The following is a 14,966-nucleotide window of genomic DNA, read 5'->3' as shown; positions in this document are numbered from 1 at the left end:
CGTGCAGGGGTTGGAAGGCGATTATCTCAGGCCGCCGCGGCGGGCGTCATGAACGCAGCTTGTAGCCCGACGCCAGAAGGCGCAAGGCGATCGCCGAGACGACGACGAAACTCGTGCCGACGACCGCCAGGCTGAGCCAGGGCGAGACGTCGCTGGCGCCGAAGAAGCCGCGGCGGAAGCCGTCGATCATGTAGAAGAACGGGTTCAGGTGGCTCGCCGCCTGCCAGACGCCGGGCAGCGACTTCACCGAGTAGAAAACGCCCGACAGAAAGGTCATCGGCATGACGATGAAGTTCTGGAACGCGGCGAGCTGGTCGAACTTCTCCGCCCACAGCCCGGCGATCAGCCCCAGCGCGCCCAGCATGCCGGCGCCCAGCGCGGCGAAGACCAGCACCCACCACGGTTCGGCCAGGTGCAGCGGCGCGAACCAGACGGTGACCAGCAGCACGCCCAGGCCGACGACCAGCCCGCGCACCGCCGACGCCGCGACATAGGCGACGAACCAGGCCCAGTGCGACAGCGGCGTCAGCAGCAGGAAGACGAGGTTGCCGGTGATCTTGCTCTGGATCAGCGACGAGCTGGTGTTGGCGAAGGCGTTCTGCAGCACGCTCATCATCACCAGCCCGGGCACGAGGAAGCTCGTGTAGCCGACACCGGGGAAGACCTCGACGTGGTCCTCCAGCACGTGGCCGAAGATCAGCAGGTACAGCACCGCCGTCAGCACCGGCGCGGCGACGGTCTGGAAGGCCACCTTCCAGAAGCGCAGCACCTCCTTGCGGAACAGCGTGCCGGCGCCGGCGAGGTCGATGCCGCTCATCGTGCGCCCTCCCCGCCCATGATCCCGAGGAAGACGTCCTCGAGGTCGGCACGGCCGATCTCCAGGTCCTCGACAGCGACGCCGGCCTGGCGCAGCGTGGCCAGGTCGTGCTCGACCTCGGCGGCGTCGCGCGCCTGCAGCTGCACGATGCGGCCGGTGACGCGGGCGCGCGCCGCCAGCGCCGGCGGCAGCGCGGCGTCGGTCTTGAAGCGCAGCATCGTGCTCGCCATGCCCGACAGCAGCGCCGAGGTGCGGTCCAGCGCGACGACGCGGCCCTGCTTGAGCATCGCGATGCGGCCGCACAGCGCCTCGGCTTCTTCCAGGTAATGCGTGGTCAGCAGCACCGTGTGGCCTTCGCGGTTCAGGCGTGCGACGAAGTGCCACAGCGTCTGGCGCAGCTCGACGTCGACGCCGGCGGTCGGCTCGTCGAGCACGATGACCGGCGGCCGGTGCACCAGCGCCTGGGCGACGAGCACACGCCGCTTCATGCCGCCGGAGAGCTGGCGCATGTTGGCGCCGCCCTTGTCGGCCAGGCCGAGGTTGGCCAGCAGCTCGTCGATCCAGTCGTCGTTGTGCTTCAGGCCGAAGTAGCCGCTCTGGATGCGCAGCGTCTCGCGCACGCTGAAGAACGGGTCGAAGACCAGCTCCTGCGGCACGATGCCCAGCGCCCGGCGCGCGGCGGCGAAGTCGGTGACGACGTCGTGGCCCATGACCTCGACGCGGCCGCCGCTGGCTTGCGCCAGCCCGGCGAGGATGGAGATCAGCGTCGTCTTGCCGGCGCCGTTGGAGCCGAGCAGGCCGAAGAACTCGCCCGGCTCGATGTCGAAACTGACGCCGTCCAGGGCCTGGACGGTGCCGCGTGCGCCGCGGAAGGTCTTGGTGACGTGGTCGAAACGGACAGCGGGCATGGGGGGCGGATTGTAGGCAGCGCACCCCAGACCCCACGGTGCACAATGCGCCGCACCATGCCGACGCCCAAGAAGCCGCGGCGCACCGCGGAACGCATCCTCGAGGTGACGCTGGACCTCTTCAACCGGTTCGGCGAGCCGAACGTCAGCACGACGCTGATCTCGGCCGAGCTCGGCATCAGCCCCGGCAACCTGTACTACCACTACCCGGCCAAGGACGAGCTGATCAACGCGCTGTTCGACCGTTACGAACGTGCGCTGGACGAGCTGCTGCGTGCCGCCGACGGCGTGCGCAACGTCGAGGACGCGTGGCTGTTCCTGCACATGTTCTTCGAGCTGGTCTGGCAGTACCGCTTCCTGTACCGCGACCTGAACGACCTGCTCAGCAAGAACCGGCGCCTGGAGACGCACTTCCAGTTCGTGCTGCGCCACAAGGGCGAGGCGGTGCGTGAGTTGCTGGCCGGGCTGTCGGGTGCCGGCGCGGTGAAGCTGACACCCGAGGAGGCCGAGCCGCTGGCCACCGCGATGGTCGTCGTGCTGACCTACTGGCTGAGCTACGAATACGTGCGCGACCCGCGCCGGGCGCTGGAGCCCGAAGGCGCCGGCGCGGCGCTGGCGCGTGGCGCCTGGCACACGATGAGCCTGCTGCTGCCCTATCTGGACGCCGAGTCGCGCGCGCACCTGAACGCGCTGGCCGCGCCCTACCGCGCCTGATGGCGCGCTGGGTGCGTTTCCCCTGGCCCGACCCGGGCTACGTCTACGAGCCGGCGGCGCTGCGCCGGCGCTGGAAACGGCTGCATGTCGGCGACGCCGAGCCGCTGCCACGCGATGCGGCGCTGCTCGCGGCCTGGGCGAAGCTCCATGCCGGCGAGTTCCGCGCCGCCTACGACGCCGCGCTGGCGCTGGGGCCGGCCGGCGTCACGCTGGCCAACAAGGCCCAGGCGCTGCAGGCCACCTACCTCGAACGCACCGAACGCACGCGGCTGGCGATGGTCGACGAGGTCGCGCGCCGTGCCCTTGCCCAGCAGAAGGCCGAGCCCGCCAACCCGGCGGGCTGGTTCTGGCACGCCTACGCGCTGGGGCGCCGCGCCGAGTCGCTGGACCTGCTGAAGCTGGTCGCCGAACGTCTGGCGCCGCAGGTGCGGCAGTCGCTCGAACACACGCTGAAGCTGGCGCCGAAGCACCCCGAAGCCCACCTGGCGCTGGCCACCTTCCACGCCGAGGCCATCGCGCGCGTCGGCCGGCTGCTGGCGATGACCGAAGGCGCCGACGCCGTCAAGGGCCTGGCGCACTACCGCCAGGCGCTGGCGCTGAACCCGGCCAGCGCGATCGTGAAGGTCGAGGTCGCGCGCGGGCTGCTGATCCTCGAAGGCGAGGCCGCGCGGCCCGAGGCCCGGCGGCTGCTGGCCGACGCAGCACGCCACGTGCCGGCCGACGCGATCGAACGGCTGGAAGTCGAGGCGGCGAAGCTGGCGCTGCAGGCGGCGGTTTAGGCGGCCGCGCCGTCCTCGCCCGGCCAGGGCAGCATCATCGTCAGCCAGAGCAGCTTCTCGAACTCGGGCTCGAAACGTTCGACGATGGCCTCGGGGTCGGGGCACAGCGCAGTGTCGGCGATCAGGCCGAACTGCACGCCGCCGCCGTAGCTGAGCACGCTGACGCCCAGGCCGACGTCGCCCGAGGCCGGCACCCAGAACATCGTCTGGCGCAGCGTCGAGCCGCAAAACTTCAGCGGCTCGCGCGGGCCGGGCACGTTGGTCATCACCGCGGTGGTCTTGCGTGCGAAGAGGTTCAGCACCGCGTCCTGCACCGGCTTGACGAGGAAACCCGCCATCGCCAGCACCGCGAAGGCCAGCAGCGGCTGGTAACTGCCCTTCAGCTCGGCCATGCGCTGGCGCACCGCGTAGACGCGTTCGATCGGGTTGGTGATGCCGATCGGCAGCACCAGCGGCGCCAGGCCGAAGCGGTTGCCCAGCTGCCAGGCCTTGTCCATCGGCCGCAGGTTCACCGGCACCATGGCCCGGATCTCCTTGCCCGCCGGGTCGTCGCCGCATTCGTGCAGGTAGCGGCCGATCGCGCCGGCGACGCAGGCCAGCAGCACATCGTTGATCGAGCAGCCCAGCGCCTTGCCGACGGCCTTGACGGTGTCCAGCGGCAGCGGTTCGTTCCAGGCCACGGCCTTCAGGCCGCCGGGTTTGCCCTTCAGCGCGGTCGGCGAGTCGTCGGCCATCAGCGCCAGCGACGCGGCGTCGTGCACCACCTGCCAGCCGTGGCGCGCCACCGCGAGCGAGCCCCACAGCGGCGCCTGCGGGTGCGCCAGCATCTCCATCGAGCGGGCGACACCGTTGCCGTACATGCCGATCGCCTTGACCGTCAGGTCGGTGATCGGGCGCAGCACCGCGTCGGCCAGCCAGTCGTGTTCATGCGAGTGGTCGTGGCCATGCGCGTGCTGCGGGTGCTTCGGCGGCTCGGCGCCGCCGTCGGTGATCGACAGCATCACCGAGATCAGCGCGATGCCGTCGGCGATGCAGTGGTGCAGGCGCACGACGATGGCCGAGCCACCTTCGTAGCGCTCGATGAGGTGGAACTGCCACAGCGGGCGCTGGGGGTCGAGCGGCGTCGCGGCGAGTTCGGCGCACAAGGTCTTCAGCGCGGCGCGCTCGTCCTGGCCGCGGCGGCGCGGCAGCTTCGTCGTGACGACGTGGCGCGAGAGGTCGAAGTCATCGTCCTCGACCCAGGAGGCGCCGAGCAGGTCGGGCACGGCGCGCTGGCGGAAACGCGCGTAGCGCAGGAAGCGCTCCTCGACACGCCGCCGCAGCGCCGCCAGCGTGATGCCGGGCTCCAGCAGCCAGACACCGACGATCATCATCAGGTTGACGTCGTTGTCCATGCGCAGCCACGCGGTGTCCACGCGTGACATGCGCTCGGCGTCAAGACTCATGCGCTCCTCCGCTTTTTCGCGGCACGATGGCCGCTAACATCGGGAGCGTCAAGCCCGGATCACGGGTCAGAGGAGACCTGCACCATGCCGCAACTCAAGGCTGCGTTCGAAAAGGCCGTCGCGGAGAGCAAGTCGCTGCCGGCCAAGCCCGACAACGCGACGCTGCTGAAGATCTATTCGCTCTACAAGCAGGCCACGGTCGGCGACGTCGAAGGCGACCGCCCGGGCTTCACCGACTTCGTCGGCCGGGCGAAGTACGACGCCTGGGCGGGCTTGAAGGGCAAGAGCGCGAACGAGGCGATGCAGGAATACATCGACCTCATCGAGGATTTGAAGTAAGGCTTCAGCCGCGCTTCTTCGCGTCGCCCGCGTGGCGGGCGAGTTGCTGGTCGAGGTTGCTGCGGATCTCGCGTTCGATCGTCTTGCTGAAGGCGCCGAGCAGGAAACCGAGCTTGGCGTCGAGGTCGAAATGATCGGCGGCGACGATGAGGCGGCCGTTGACGCCGCTGCGGCGGAACTCGACCGTGTCGCTGCTCTCGCCGCGGCGCACGCTGCACTGCATGTCGAACTGGGTACGGCACTGTTCGGCCCAGTCGTCGGCCACTGCACGGGCCACGTCCAGGCCCAGGTCGTGTTCGCGTCGGATGCGGATGTCGCTCACTCTTCAACTCCTGTCGCCGCGGCGGCGGCCAGTGCCGCACGTCGCTGGGCCTTGGGCAGCGCGGCCAGCCGCGCCACCTCGGCATAGAACCGTTTGAAATCGGCGCCTTCGGCCTCGAAGAGCCGCTCGAACGCCGGCACCCACTCGTCGTAGGCCGCCTGCACGCCCAGCGCCGCGTTGTTCGCATTGTCGAACCAGGCGTCGTAACCGGCATAACCCGCCCACTCGCCGGCCTTCAGCGCCGCGTGGCGCGCGCGCATCGCGGCCATCAGCTCGGCCTTGCGGGCGCGCTTCGTCGCCTCGTCGGCGTCGCTGGCGTACAGCGTGCGCAGCGCCTCGCGCGTCTCGCCGACCAGCGCGCGGAAAGCGCGCCGGCGGGCGTCGAAACGTTCGTACTCGGCGCGTGCCGCGGCGTCGGCCTGGGTGTCCAGCCAGCGCCGCACGCCCAGGCGCTCAACCGCGGTGGCGAAGGATTCGTTGAACGGCGTGTCGTCCGGCGCGTAAGCGACCTGGTGCGCGAGCTCGTGGAACACCAGCCGCGCCAGTTCACCGTCGGACCAGCCGATGAAGGTCGACAGCAGCGGGTCGCCGCCCAGCCATTCGCTCCAGCCCAGCGTCGAATAGGCCGGCACGCCGTAGACCCAGACCTCGCGGCCTTCGGCCTTCAGCTCGGCGGCCAGCGCATCGGCGCCGTCACGCCGGAAGTAGCCGCGGTAGCCGACGCAGCCCATCACCGGCCAGCACCAGGTCTGCAGCGTCAGCGACAGCTCGGGCGCGGCGACGACGTTCCAGACGACGGCCTTGCGGTCGAGCTCGGCATAACGTTTGTAGCTGCGGTTGTCGGGAAGCTTCAGCTCGGCGACGGCGAAGGCCCGCAGGCGTTGCGCCAGTTCCAGCCGGGCGTGCAGCGCCGGCGGCGTCGCCGGGTCGCCCAGCCAGTCCTCGACCGGGCGCGAGCGCTGCAGCAGGTCCAGGTGGCCTTGCAGCGCCTGGGCGACGTAGCCGACGTTGCTGCAGCCGGCCAGCGCCGTCACGGCGGCCAGCACCGCGACCCCGCCCGCCCGGCGCCCGCGCATCAGGCGACCGCCACCTCGACGAGGCAGTCGTAGAAGCTCGGCGCGCGGCCGATGTCGGTGAGCCGCTGGTGCGTCAGCTCGTTGACGTTGGTGCCGTCGCGGCCCAGCTTGCGCCACCAGACGCCCAGGCCGACGACGACGCCCGGCCGCGCGCGTGTGCTGACCGCCGCGGCGCAGCGGTACTCGCCACGTTCGTTGAACACCCGCACCTCGGCGCCGTCGGCGATGCCGCGTGCGGCGGCATCGTCGGGGTGGATCTCCAGCAGCGGCTCGCCTTCGACGGCACGCAGGCTCTTCACGTTGACGAAGGTCGAGTTCAGGAAGTGGCGCGCCGGCGGCGAGATCATCGCCAGCGGGAAACGCGCTGCCAGCTCGGGCGTCGTCTCCGCACACTCGTAGTTCGGCACGTGGTCGGGCACACCCAGCCCCGGCACGTCGACGATGGCCTTGCCCGACGGTGTCGGGAAGCCGTTGGCGAACGGCGCCTCGGCGACGTCCAGCCGGGCCCAGCCGCGCCGCTCCAGTGAGTCGAGATCGACACGGTCGGCGAGGAAGGCGCGCCGCGCCAGCGTCTCGTCGTCGTCGGCAAAACACGGGTCGTCGAAACCCATCCGTTCAGCCAGCGCACGAAAGATCGCGGCGTTGGAGCGCGCCTGGCCCACCGGCTCGATCGCAGGCTTGTTCAGCAGCGCGTAGGTGTGGCCGTAGGCGGTGTGCGCGTCCCAGTGTTCGAGCTGGGTCGTCGCCGGCAGCACGAAGTCGGCGTGGTCGGCGGTGTCGGTGAGGAAATGCTCGAGCACGACGGTGAACAGGTCCTCGCGTGCGAAGCCGGCGACGACCTTGCGGCTCTCGGGCGCCACCGCCACCGGGTTGCTGTTGTAGACGACGACGGCCTCGATGCGCGGGCCGAAGGCCGGCGAGGCTTCGCGCAGCAGGTCGCCGCCGATCGTGCTCATGTTGATCGTGCGCGGCTGGCGGCCGGCCAGCAGGTCGGGACGCTGCAGCCAGGCGTCGTCGCGCCGGCCGGCGAACCAGCCCGAGGCCGACAGCAGCAGACCGCCGGCGCGATGCCGCCAGGCGCCGGTCAGGCAGGGCAGCAAGGCGATCAGGCGCACCGCGCTGCCGCCGCCGTGCACACGCTGCATGCCGTAGTTCAGGCGGATCGCCGCCGGTTTCGTCGTGCCGTAGTCGCGCGCCAGGCCGCGGATCTGCTCGACCGTCAGGCCGCAGACCGCGGCAGCACGTTCGGCCGGCCACTGCAGCGCACGTTCACGCAGCGCCGGCCAGCCGTCGACGTAGCGTTCCAGGTAGTCGTGGTCCAGCCAGTCGTGGGCGATCAGCTCGTGCATCAGCGCCAGCGCCAGCGCGCCGTCGCTGCCCGGGCGCAGCGCCAGGTGTTCGTGGCACTTCTCGGCGGTCTCGGTGCGCCGCGGGTCGATGCAGACGAGTTTGGCGCCCTGGCGCTTGGCGGCCTGGGCGATGGTCCAGAAGTGCAGGTTCGAGGTGATCGAGTTGCTGCCCCAGATCAGGATCAGCCGGCTCTCGGTGAAGTGCTCGACGTGCATGCCGGCCTTGATGCCGTAGGTCGCCAGCAGCGCCTCGCTGCCGGCCGAGGCGCAGATCGTGCGGTCCAGGCGCGAGGCGCCAAGCTGGTGGAAGAAACGCGCCGCCATGCTCTCGCCCTGCACCAGGCCCATCGTGCCGGCATAGCTGTAGGGCAGGATGGCCTCGGGGTCGCGCGCGGCGATGGCCTTGAGCCGCGCGGCGATCGTGTCCAGCGCCTCGTCCCAGGACACCGGCACGAACTCGCCGCGGCCCTTGGGGCCGACGCGCTTCAGCGGCGTCAGCACACGTTCGGGGTGGTAGGTGCGCTCCGGATAACGGCTGACCTTGGTGCACAGCGCGCCGTTCGTCGTCGGGTGCTCCGGGTCCCCCTGCACCCGCACCGCGCGGCCGTTCTCGACGGTGACCCGCATCGCGCAGGTGTCGGGGCAGTCGTGCGGGCAGGCGGCGTGCACGACGCGGATGTCGGGAGCGGCGTTCATGGTCGGAGCGTGGCGGTAGGCGGCGCGAAGGCCGAGATGGTGCCATGCGACCGCCGGCCCGCCGCTCGACACGGTATCTCCCCGGCGACCGATGCGGCGCGGGATCGGGGCTAGGATCGCCGTTTGGCCGTCCCCTGCCCTGCCCGATGAAGCTGATCGATTCCATCGTCGCCGACGCCGCCGGCATCGCCACGCTGCGACGTGACCTGCACGCCCACCCCGAGCTGTGTTTCGAGGAACAGCGCACCAGCGACCTGATCGCCGCCGCGCTGGAAGGCTGGGGCATCCCGGTGCACCGCGGGCTGGGCAAGACCGGCGTCGTCGGCATCGTGAAAAAACGGCAGCTCGGCGCGCGCCGTCGGCCTGCGTGCCGACATCGACGCGCTGCCGATCACCGAGAAGAACACCTTCGCGCACGCCAGCCGCCACGCCGGCCGCATGCACGCCTGCGGCCACGACGGCCACACGGCGATGCTGCTGGCGGCCGCCCAGCACCTGGCGACGAACCGGAACTTCGACGGCACCGTGTACCTGGTGTTCCAGCCGGCCGAAGAAGGCGGCGGCGGCGCGCGCGAGATGATCCAGGACGGCTTGTTCGAGCGTTTCCCGATGGAGGCGATCTTCGGCGCCCACAACTGGCCGGGGCTGGAAGCCGGCCAGTTCGCGGTGAAGACCGGCCCGGTCTTCGCCAGCAGCAACGAGTTCAAGGTGACGATCCGCGGCAAGGGCGCGCACGCGGCGATGCCGCACAACGGCATCGACCCAGTGCTCGTCGCCTGCCAGCTGGTCAACGCCTGGCAAGGCATCGTCACGCGCAACAAGCGCCCGATCGACACCGCGGTGATCTCGACGACGATGATCCACGCCGGCGAGGCGACCAACGTCATCCCCGACAGCGTCGAGCTGCAGGGCACGGTGCGCACCTTCACGACCGAGGTGCTGGACCTGGTGGAGCGCCGCATGCAGCAGGTGGCCGAAGCGACCTGCGCGGCCTACGACGCACGCTGCGAGTTCGAGTTCCACCGCAACTACCCGCCGACGATCAACCACCCGGCCGAGACCGAGTTCGTGCGCCGCACGCTGGCCGAGGTGGTGGGCGCGGCCAACGTGCTCGAGTTCGAGCCGACGATGGGCGCCGAGGACTTCAGCTTCTACCTGCAGCAGCAGCCCGGCTGCTACTTCGTCATCGGCAACGGCGACGGCACGCACCGCGAAGCCGGCCACGGCCTGGGGCCGTGCATGCTGCACAACCCGAGCTACGACTTCAACGACGCGCTGATCCCGATCGGCGCCTCGGCCTGGGTGCGGCTGGCCGAAGCCTGGCTGGCGCAGCCGCGGCCCTGAGGCCACGACAGCGGATGTCCTGAAACGTCCGCCTCGCGTCCGGTTCGGGCCCGGCGCGTGCACACTGCGAGAGGCACGATGCGGTCACCATCCACCACCGCACGAGGCCTTCCGATGTCCACCGCCGTCCTGTTGATCGACGTCCAGCAGTCCTTCACCGCGCGTCCCTACTGGGACCCGGCGGCCGCGCCGGGCTTCCTGGCGCGTGTCAATGCGCTTGTGTCCGGCGCCGCCGAACGCGGCCTGCCGGTGGTGCGCATCCTGCACACCGACGGCCCGAAGACGGCCGACAACCCGTTCGCGCTCGAAAGCGGCCTCGTGCGGCCGCTGGACGGCCTGGCGCCCTACGACGCCGCGGCCAGCTTCCTGAAGGAGCGCCACAGCGCGCTGGTCGGCACCGGGCTCACGGTCTGGCTGCACCAGCAGGGCATCCGCCGACTGATCGTCGCCGGCATCCGCACCGAGCAGTGCTGCGAGACGACGACGCGCCACGCCAGCGACGAAGGCTGGGAGGTCGACTACGTCACCGAGGCCACGCTGACCTTCGCGATGACGACACCCGCCGGCCGCACGCTTAGCCCGGCCGAACTCTACGAACGTACCGAGACCGTGCTCGCCGGGCGTTTCGCGACGATCTGCAGCGTCGAGGAGGCCTTGCGCCGCGCCGCATGATCGACATCGTCTTCGTCGTCCTGCCCGACACGCTGCTGCTGGACCTGGCGGGCCCGGCCGAGGTCTTGCGCCTCGCCAACCAGCAGCTGCAGCGCCGCGGCCGGCCGCCGGCCTTCCGGCTGCGCCACGTCGGCCCCGAGCCGCAGGCGGCGAGTTCGGTCGGCGCGACGATCACGGCGCTGGAGCCGCTGCCGGCCAGCTTCGACCGCGAGACCTGGGTCGTGCTGCTGGGCCAGCCAAGCGGCAACGAGAGCGCGCTGCAACAGCCGCTGCCGGCGCACTGGGCCGCGACACGCCGCTGGCTGGCCGAGGCGGTGGCGCCGCGCCTGGGCGCCGGCGTCGAGCTGCTGACGGTCTGCGCCGGCGCGCTGCTGGCGGCCGACGCCGGCCTGCTGGCCGGGCGGCGCTGCACGACGCACCACGAGATGCTCGGCGAGCTGCAGCGCCTGGCGCCGAGCGCCCAGGTGCTGGCCAACCGCCTGTTCGTCACCGACGGTCCGGTGGCGACGAGCGCCGGCGTCACCGCCGGCATCGACCTTGCGCTGCACGCCGTCGGGCGCGTCTGCGGCGAGGCCGTGGCGGCGGCCGTGGCGCAGACGATGGTCGTCTTCCACCGCCGCGGCAGCGAGGACCCGCAGCACTCGGCGCTGCTCGCCGGCCGCGAGCACCTGCACCCGGCGCTGCACCGCGTGCAGGACGCGGTGCTCGACGACCCGGCCGCCGACTGGCCGCTGGAGAAACTCGCGGCGCTGGCCCATGTCTCGCCGCGCCACCTGGCGCGGCTGTTCGCCGAACACGTGGGCAGCAGCCCACGCGCCTGGATCGAGGACCTGCGTGTCGCGCTCGCCGAACGTGCGCTGCGCGAAGGCCGGGCGACCAAGCAGGCGGTCGCCGAAGCCGGCCTCGGCGGCACGCGCCAGTGGCGGCGCGTGCGCGCGCGGCGCAGCGCCTGAGGCCTCAGCCGCGCAGCTTGGCCAGCAACCCGGCGGTGCTGGCGTCCAGCCCGCGCGTGTCGCCCGAGGCCAGGCGCGGCAGCAGGTCGTTGGCCAGCGCCTTGCCGAGCTCGACGCCCCACTGGTCGAAGCTGTTGAGGCCCCACAGCGCGCCGCTGGTCCAGACGCGGTGCTCGTACATCGCGACCAGCGCGCCCAGCGCCCGCGGCGTCAGCGCGTCGAGCACGAAGGTCGTGCTTGGCCGGTTGCCGGGGAAGGTGCGGTGGCGCGCGAGCACGTCGCGGTCCAGCGTCGCCGACGCGGTGGGCACCTTTTCGCCGCGCGCCGCCTCGGCGGTCTTGCCCAGCATCAGCGCCTGGCTCTGCGCCAGGCAGTTGGCGAGCAGCTTGGCGTGCAGGTCGGCGTGCGCGTGTGTCGGCCGGCGCACGGCGATGAACTCCACCGGGATCACGTCGGTGCCCTGGTGCAGCATCTGGAAGTAGGCGTGCTGGCCGTTGGTGCCGGGCTCGCCCCAGACGACCGGGCTGGTGGCGTAGGGCAGCGGCTCACCGGCCAGGTCGACACGCTTGCCGTTGGACTCCATCTCCAGCTGCTGCAGATAGGCCGGCAGCCGGCGCAGGCCCTGGTGGTAGGGCGCGACGCTGCGGCTGGTGAAGCCGTGGAAGTTGCGGTACCAGACGTCGAGCAGGCCCAGCAGCATCGGCAGGTTGCGTTCGACCGGCGCCTCGGCGAAGTGGCGGTCCATCGCGTGCGCGCCGTCGAGCAGCGCGCGGAAGTTGGCTGCGCCGATGGCGATCGCGATCGGCAGGCCGATCGCGCTCCACAGCGAGTAGCGCCCGCCGACCCAGTCCCAGAAGCCGAAGGTCGTCGTGATGCCGAAGGCCGCCGCGGCGCTGACGTTGGTCGTCGTCGCGGCGAAGTGGCGCGCGATCTGCTCGACCGTGCCGCCGCGGGCCAGGAACCAGGCCCGCGCGACCTGCGCGTTGGCCATCGTCTCCTGCGTCGTGAAGGTCTTGGAGGCGACGATGAACAGCGTGCGCTTCGGATCGAGCCGGGCCAGCACCGGCGTGATGTCGTGGCCGTCGACGTTGCTGACGAAGTGCAGCCGCCGGCCCGGCTCGCCGTAGGACTCGAGCGCGGCGACGACCATCTGCGGCCCGAGGTCGCTGCCGCCGATGCCGATGTTGACGATGTCGGTGATCTGCGCGTCCAGCCGCACCTGCTCGGCGTAGGCCAGCATCGCCGCCAGCACCGCATGCACCGGCTCGCCGTGCGGCGCGGCGCCCAGCGGCGCACGCAGCGCGGTGTGCAAGACCTCGCGGCCTTCGGTGAGGTTGGCGACCGCACCGGCCAGCATCGCGTCGCGGCGCGCCGGCAGCTCGCACTCCTGCGCCAGATCGGCGAGGAAGTGCAGCGTCGCCGTGTCGAGCAGATTCTTCGACAGGTCGGCGAAGACCTCCGGCGCCTGCAGCGACAGCGCCTCGAAGCGCGAGGCGTCGCGCGCGAAGGCTTCGCGCAGGTCCAGCGTGCGGCCGTGGGCCTCGTAGTGGCCGGCCAGCGCGCTCCAGGCTTCGGTGCGGTCGCAGCGTGTCATCGTCTTGCTTCCTCGATCAGCGCGTCCAGCGCGCGGGCGTCGGCGGCGAAGGCGCGGATGCCTTCGGCCAGCTTCTCGGTGGCCATCGCGTCCTCGTTGAGCGTCCAGCGGAACGCGGCTTCGTCCAGGTGCACGGCGGGCAGGTCGGCGGCCTTCGCTTCGGCGAGGTCGAGCGCCCGCGCGACCGGCGCGTCGGCGGCCTGCAGCTGGGCCAGCAGCTCGGGGCTGATGGTCAGCAGGTCGCAGCCGGCCAGCGCCAGGATCTGGCCGACGTTGCGGAAGCTCGCGCCCATCACCTCGGTGGCCAGGCCGTGGCGCTTGTAGTGGCGCCAGATCGTCGTCACCGACTGCACGCCGGGGTCGGCGGCGCCGCTGTGGGCCGCGGCGTCCCAGGCGGCGCCGGCACGCGCCTTGTGCCAGTCGAGGATGCGGCCGACGAAGGGCGAGATCAGCGTCACGCCGGCATCGCCGCAGGCCACGGCCTGGCCGAAGCCGAAGAGCAGCGTCAGGTTGCAGTGGATGCCTTCGCGCTCCAGCACCTCGGCGGCACGGATGCCTTCCCAGGTCGACGCGATCTTGACCAGCAGGCGCTCCGGGCCGACGCCGGCGGCGCGGTACAGCGCGGCGATGCGGCGGCCGCGTTCGATCGTCGCCGCGGTGTCGAACGACAGGCGGGCGTCGACCTCGGTGCTGACGCGGCCGGGCACGACCTTCAGGATCTCCAGGCCGAAACGCACCAGCACCTCGTCGACGATCTCGTCGAGCGGGCGGGCGGCGTGCGCGGCCACGGTCTCGGCCAGCAGCGGCGCGTACTCGGGCTGGCGCACGGCCTTCAGGATCAGCGACGGGTTGGTCGTCGCGTCACGCGGCGCGAACTGGGCGAGTTGGTGGAAGTTGCCGGTGTCGGCGACGACGGTCGTGTACTGGCGGAGCTGGTCGAGCTGGTTCATGGCGGGTCGGCGTGAAGTCTGGATTGCACCGGAGGCGGACACGCGGGCGTGTGACACGGGCGTGAAGCAAGCGCGATACCGGGCCTCGCTATGCTAGGCGTCTTCGCGCAACCCGTCGCGCCGCAACGCCCCACGACCGATCCGGACCCCGATGTACGCGAGCTTCTTCGGCCTGCAGCGCGAGCCCTTCTCGATCGCCCCCGACCCGCGGTTCCTCTACATGAGCGAAGCGCACCGCGAGGCGCTGGCGCACCTGCTCTACGGCCTGTCGGGCGGCGGCGGCTTCGTGCTGCTGACCGGCGAGATCGGCGCCGGCAAGACCACCGTCTGCCGCTGCTTCCTGGAGCAGGTGCCGGCGCACTGCGACGTGGCCTACGTCTTCAACCCCAAGCTCGACGCGCTGGAGCTGCTGCAGACCGTCTGCGACGAGTTCCGCCTCGAGGTGCCGGCCGGCGCGGCGACGGTGAAGGCCTACGTCGACGCGCTGAACCGCTTCCTGCTCGCCGCGCACGCCGCCGGCCGCCACGCGGTGCTGGTCATCGACGAGGCCCAGGCGCTGGCCCCCGAGGTGCTGGAACAGCTGCGCCTGCTGACCAACCTGGAGACCGACGAGCGCAAGCTGCTGCAGATCGTGCTGATCGGCCAGCCCGAGCTGCGCACGATGCTGGCGCGGCCCGACCTGGAACAGCTCGCCCAGCGTGTCATCGCGCGCTACCACCTGCCGGCGCTGGACGCTGCCGAGACCGCGGCCTACGTGCGCCACCGGCTGGCGGTCGCCGGGCTGGCCGGCGAACCGCCGTTCGACGACGAGGCGCTGGCGGCGCTGCACCGGCTGTGCGGCGGCGTGCCGCGGCGCATCAACCTGCTCGCCGACCGGGCGCTGCTCGGCGGTTACGCCCAGGGGCAGCGGCGCATCGGCCGCGCCATCGTCGAACGTGCGGCGCACGAGGTCTTCGACACGACACCGCCGGCGCCCACGCCGTCGCGTGCGCCGGTGGCGGCCGCGGT

At 71.5% G+C, this 14,966-nt stretch carries 14 protein-coding genes and 1 pseudogene; 7 read left to right on the top strand and 8 right to left on the bottom strand.

Annotated elements, in window-relative coordinates; translation table 11 throughout:
* Positions 1 to 46: 46 nt before the first annotated feature.
* Together RBXJA2T_RS15205 and RBXJA2T_RS15200 are read right to left on the bottom strand one after the other, a co-directional pair.
* Positions 47 to 817: an ABC transporter permease gene (locus RBXJA2T_RS15205; RefSeq protein WP_009858295.1), complete on the bottom strand. Its 771-nt coding sequence runs from the start codon at positions 815 to 817 to the stop codon at positions 47 to 49.
* Positions 814 to 1,725, bottom strand: a complete 912-nt coding sequence (locus RBXJA2T_RS15200; protein WP_009858294.1) for an ABC transporter ATP-binding protein — start codon at positions 1,723 to 1,725, stop codon at positions 814 to 816. Before RBXJA2T_RS15200 ends, RBXJA2T_RS15205 begins: the two co-directional genes overlap by 4 nt.
* A gap of 57 nt (positions 1,726 to 1,782) precedes the next feature.
* Between RBXJA2T_RS15200 and RBXJA2T_RS15195 the strand changes: the two genes are divergently transcribed.
* Together RBXJA2T_RS15195 and RBXJA2T_RS15190 are read left to right on the top strand one after the other, a co-directional pair.
* Positions 1,783 to 2,439 (top strand): TetR/AcrR family transcriptional regulator, encoded by a 657-nt coding sequence (locus RBXJA2T_RS15195; protein WP_009858293.1) that lies wholly within the window; start codon positions 1,783 to 1,785, stop codon positions 2,437 to 2,439.
* Complete coding sequence (locus RBXJA2T_RS15190) at positions 2,439 to 3,218, top strand: tetratricopeptide repeat protein (protein WP_009858292.1); 780 nt, start codon at positions 2,439 to 2,441, stop codon at positions 3,216 to 3,218. Before RBXJA2T_RS15195 ends, RBXJA2T_RS15190 begins: the two co-directional genes overlap by 1 nt.
* On the opposite strand, the gene RBXJA2T_RS15185 is transcribed toward RBXJA2T_RS15190, so the two are convergent.
* Complete coding sequence (locus tag RBXJA2T_RS15185; RefSeq protein WP_029718742.1) at positions 3,215 to 4,663, bottom strand: wax ester/triacylglycerol synthase family O-acyltransferase; 1,449 nt, start codon at positions 4,661 to 4,663, stop codon at positions 3,215 to 3,217. The genes RBXJA2T_RS15190 and RBXJA2T_RS15185 overlap by 4 nt on opposite strands.
* 84 nt (positions 4,664 to 4,747) lie before the next feature.
* On the opposite strand from RBXJA2T_RS15185, the gene RBXJA2T_RS15180 reads away from it, so the two are divergent.
* Entirely contained in the window at positions 4,748 to 5,002 is a 255-nt protein-coding gene (locus RBXJA2T_RS15180) for an acyl-CoA-binding protein (RefSeq protein WP_009858290.1), read from the top strand.
* Positions 5,003 to 5,006: 4 nt separating this feature from the next.
* Here RBXJA2T_RS15180 and RBXJA2T_RS15175 read toward each other — a convergent pair whose 3' ends face one another.
* The 3 genes from RBXJA2T_RS15175 to RBXJA2T_RS15165 are packed head-to-tail and all read right to left on the bottom strand — an operon-like array spanning position 5,007 to position 8,445.
* A complete protein-coding gene (locus tag RBXJA2T_RS15175) occupies positions 5,007 to 5,324 on the bottom strand; it encodes a polyhydroxyalkanoic acid system family protein (RefSeq protein ID WP_009858289.1) in 318 nt (105 codons plus the stop codon).
* Positions 5,321 to 6,400 carry an aminopeptidase gene (locus RBXJA2T_RS15170; protein WP_009858288.1) on the bottom strand — a complete coding sequence of 360 codons (1,080 nt, stop codon included), beginning with the start codon at positions 6,398 to 6,400 and terminating at the stop codon, positions 5,321 to 5,323. Before RBXJA2T_RS15170 ends, RBXJA2T_RS15175 begins: the two co-directional genes overlap by 4 nt.
* Complete coding sequence (locus RBXJA2T_RS15165) at positions 6,400 to 8,445, bottom strand: molybdopterin-containing oxidoreductase family protein (protein WP_009858287.1); 2,046 nt, start codon at positions 8,443 to 8,445, stop codon at positions 6,400 to 6,402. Before RBXJA2T_RS15165 ends, RBXJA2T_RS15170 begins: the two co-directional genes overlap by 1 nt.
* A 146-nt stretch (positions 8,446 to 8,591) precedes the next feature.
* Between RBXJA2T_RS15165 and RBXJA2T_RS15160 the strand changes: the two are divergent.
* The 3 genes and pseudogenes from RBXJA2T_RS15160 (at position 8,592) to RBXJA2T_RS15150 (ending at position 11,414) form a co-directional block, all read left to right on the top strand.
* Positions 8,592 to 9,789, top strand: a pseudogene (locus RBXJA2T_RS15160) (M20 aminoacylase family protein).
* A gap of 114 nt (positions 9,790 to 9,903) precedes the next feature.
* Positions 9,904 to 10,461 (top strand): cysteine hydrolase family protein, encoded by a 558-nt coding sequence (locus RBXJA2T_RS15155; protein WP_009858285.1) that lies wholly within the window; start codon positions 9,904 to 9,906, stop codon positions 10,459 to 10,461.
* Positions 10,458 to 11,414: a GlxA family transcriptional regulator gene (locus RBXJA2T_RS15150; protein WP_009858284.1), complete on the top strand. Its 957-nt coding sequence runs from the start codon at positions 10,458 to 10,460 to the stop codon at positions 11,412 to 11,414. Before RBXJA2T_RS15155 ends, RBXJA2T_RS15150 begins: the two co-directional genes overlap by 4 nt.
* Before the next feature lie 4 nt (positions 11,415 to 11,418).
* Here RBXJA2T_RS15150 and pgi read toward each other — a convergent pair whose 3' ends face one another.
* Together pgi and tal are read right to left on the bottom strand one after the other, a co-directional pair.
* Positions 11,419 to 13,008, bottom strand: coding sequence for a glucose-6-phosphate isomerase (gene pgi, locus RBXJA2T_RS15145; RefSeq protein WP_009858283.1), 1,590 nt, complete (start codon positions 13,006 to 13,008; stop codon positions 11,419 to 11,421).
* The gene (tal, locus tag RBXJA2T_RS15140) at positions 13,005 to 13,958 is read right to left on the bottom strand and encodes a transaldolase (RefSeq protein ID WP_009858282.1); all 954 of its coding nucleotides are present in this window, start codon (positions 13,956 to 13,958) and stop codon (positions 13,005 to 13,007) included. The genes pgi and tal overlap by 4 nt, the downstream gene beginning before the upstream one ends.
* 151 nt (positions 13,959 to 14,109) lie before the next feature.
* Here tal and RBXJA2T_RS15135 point away from each other — a divergent pair.
* On the top strand, positions 14,110 to 14,966 hold an 857-nt coding region (locus RBXJA2T_RS15135; RefSeq protein ID WP_009858281.1), incomplete at its 3' end, for an ExeA family protein.

The organism is Rubrivivax benzoatilyticus JA2 = ATCC BAA-35 (assembly GCF_000190375.1).
GTDB lineage: Bacteria > Pseudomonadota > Gammaproteobacteria > Burkholderiales > Burkholderiaceae_C > Rubrivivax > Rubrivivax benzoatilyticus.
This window is presented reverse-complemented; position numbering and strand designations above follow the sequence as displayed.